Raw genomic sequence first — 2229 nt, 5'->3', positions numbered from 1 at the left:
CCCTTGATCGAGGCGTTGTCGTGTTCAGCAATCACGAGTGCGGTCATGGTCAGATCACCTTGGCTTCGGTCTTCAGCTTGGAAACGAGCGTGGCCACGTCGGGCACCTTGATGCCGGCGCTGCGCTTCGGCGGCTCGCTCACCTTCAGGGTCTTCAGGCGCGGCGTCACGTCGACACCGAGATCGGACGGCTTCAGCACCTCGAGCGGCTTCTTCTTCGCCTTCATGATGTTGGGCAGCGTCACGTAGCGCGGCTCGTTCAGGCGCAGGTCGGTCGTGACGACCGCCGGCAGCGTGACCTTCAGCGTCTCGAGGCCGCCATCGACCTCGCGCGTGACGATCGCCGCGCCATCGGCGATCTCGACCTTGCTCGCGAAGGTGGCCTGCGGCAGGTCGGCCAGCGCGGCCAGCATCTGCCCGGTCTGGTTGCAATCGTCGTCGATCGCCTGCTTGCCGAGGATCACCAGGCCCGGCTGCTCCTTGTCGACCAGCGCCTTCAGCAGCTTGGCCACGGCCAGCGGCTGCAACTCTTCGGTGGTCTCGACGAGGATCGCGCGATCGGCGCCGATGGCCATCGCGGTGCGCAGCGTCTCCTGGCACTGCGTGACGCCGAGCGAGACGGCGATGACCTCGGTCACCGCGCCCTTCTCCTTCAATCGCACCGCCTCTTCGACGGCAATCTCGTCGAAGGGGTTCATGCTCATCTTGACGTTGGCGATGTCCACGCCGCTGCCATCGCTCTTGACCCGCACCTTGACGTTGTAGTCCACAACGCGCTTGACCGCGACCAATACCTTCATTCGCACGCTCCTGATGACTCTGAAAGGGTTGATCGATTCTAGTGGCGGGGCCTCGGGCACCCCGCGCGCGGCGCCGGGGGAGACCCTGCTGCGGCATCGAAATAGAACGATCGTGCTATTTTTATTCTCGCACAGGTCGGGGCGGTTTTCGCGTCGCGGACGCGACGTTCACGAGGAATGCGTTGCTAGACTGCGCCGCCATGCCCGTGCCGCTGCCCTCCAAGACCCCTGTCGCCGACAGCATCGGCGTGTTCGATTCGGGGCTCGGCGGGCTCTCGGTGCTGCGGGCCTTGCACCGGCAGCTGCCGCAGGCGCCGCTGCGCTACCTGGCCGATTCGGCGAACGCGCCGTATGGCGACCGCAGCGAGGCTTTCATCGTCGAGCGCTCGCAGCGCATTGCGCAGCACCTGGTGGCGCAGGGCGCGAAGCTGCTGGTGGTCGCGTGCAACACCGCGACGGCCGCGGCGGTCGCGAGCCTGCGCGAGCGCTGGCCGGCGCTGCCGATCGTCGGCGTCGAGCCCGGGCTGAAGCCGGCCGCAGCGGCCACCCGCAACGGCCGCATCGGCGTTCTCGCCACCACCGGCACGCTGCGCAGCGAGAAGTTCCGGCAACTGCTGGCGCGGCAGGGCGATGCGGTACAGATCACCGCCCAGCCCTGCCCGGGCCTGGTCGACCTGATCGAGCGGGGTGCGCTCGACACGCCGGAGCTGCGCGCCATGGTCGAGCGCTGCTGCGCGCCGCTGCGTGAGGCAGGCGTAGACACCGTCGTGCTCGGCTGCACGCACTACCCCTTCGTGCAGCACCTGATCGCCGCAGCGATGGGGCCGCAGGTGCAGATCATCGACACCGCCGATGCGGTGGCGCGGCGCGCGGCGCAGCTGTGGCAGGCCAGCGGCGCGGCGCATGTGACCGACGATACGGCGGGCGATGCGGTGCGACTGGAAACGACCGGCGACGTGGCGGCATTGCAGCGCGTGGCCGCGAGCTGGCTCGCGTTCCGCTGCGAGGTGAACGGATCGGACGCCTGATCGCGCGGCTACTGCTGCGCCTGCAGCATCGCCGCCATCTTCTGGTGGATCAGGTTGATCGCCTTCAGCGGCCGGACGAGAACCTTGAAGTCGACGATCCGTCCCTCATCGTCCCAGGTGAGCATGTCGACGCCGTTGACGGCGATGCCATCGATCTCGACCTGGAACTCGAGCACCGCGTCACGCGGGCCGACGACTTCGCGCACGTAGCGGAAGCTTTCGTTGAAGAAGACGTGGAAGGCCGCGCCGAGGTACTGCGCCGTGACGGCCTTGCCGACCTGCGGCGTGTGCACGACCGGCGAATGGAAGACGACGTTGTCGGCGAGCAGTGCCCCGAGCCCCTTTGCGTTGCGTGTCGCGACGAGTTCGTGCCAGACGGCAAGCGTGGCGATGGCCATGGGG

3 protein-coding genes are annotated in these 2229 nt (G+C 67.8%); 1 reads left to right on the top strand and 2 read right to left on the bottom strand.

The window, feature by feature from the left end; translation table 11 throughout:
* Positions 1-49: 49 nt before the first annotated feature.
* Positions 50-799, bottom strand: coding sequence for an electron transfer flavoprotein subunit beta/FixA family protein (locus AC1D15_RS28190; protein ID WP_465112288.1), 750 nt, complete (start codon positions 797-799; stop codon positions 50-52).
* A 200-nt stretch (positions 800-999) separates the two neighbouring features.
* Between AC1D15_RS28190 and murI the strand changes: the two genes are divergently transcribed.
* Entirely contained in the window at positions 1000-1827 is an 828-nt protein-coding gene (gene murI / locus AC1D15_RS28185) for a glutamate racemase (RefSeq protein WP_477828612.1), read from the top strand.
* Between the two features lie 8 nt (positions 1828-1835).
* Here murI and AC1D15_RS28180 read toward each other — a convergent pair.
* A partial coding sequence (locus tag AC1D15_RS28180) for a nuclear transport factor 2 family protein (RefSeq protein WP_477828611.1) occupies positions 1836-2229 on the bottom strand: 394 nt, incomplete at its 5' end.

It is taken from the genome of Rhizobacter sp. P2_H2, from assembly GCF_056403375.1.
The sequence above is the reverse complement of the archived record's forward strand: the minus strand, read 5'-3'. Positions and strand labels throughout refer to the sequence as shown.

Coding starts and splice junctions, on each gene's coding strand:
- murI (WP_477828612.1), top strand. CDS start 1,000: ATGCCCGTGCCGCTGCCCTCCAAGACCCCTGTCGCCGACAGCATCGGC.
- AC1D15_RS28190 (WP_465112288.1), bottom strand. CDS start 799: ATGAAGGTATTGGTCGCGGTCAAGCGCGTTGTGGACTACAACGTCAAG.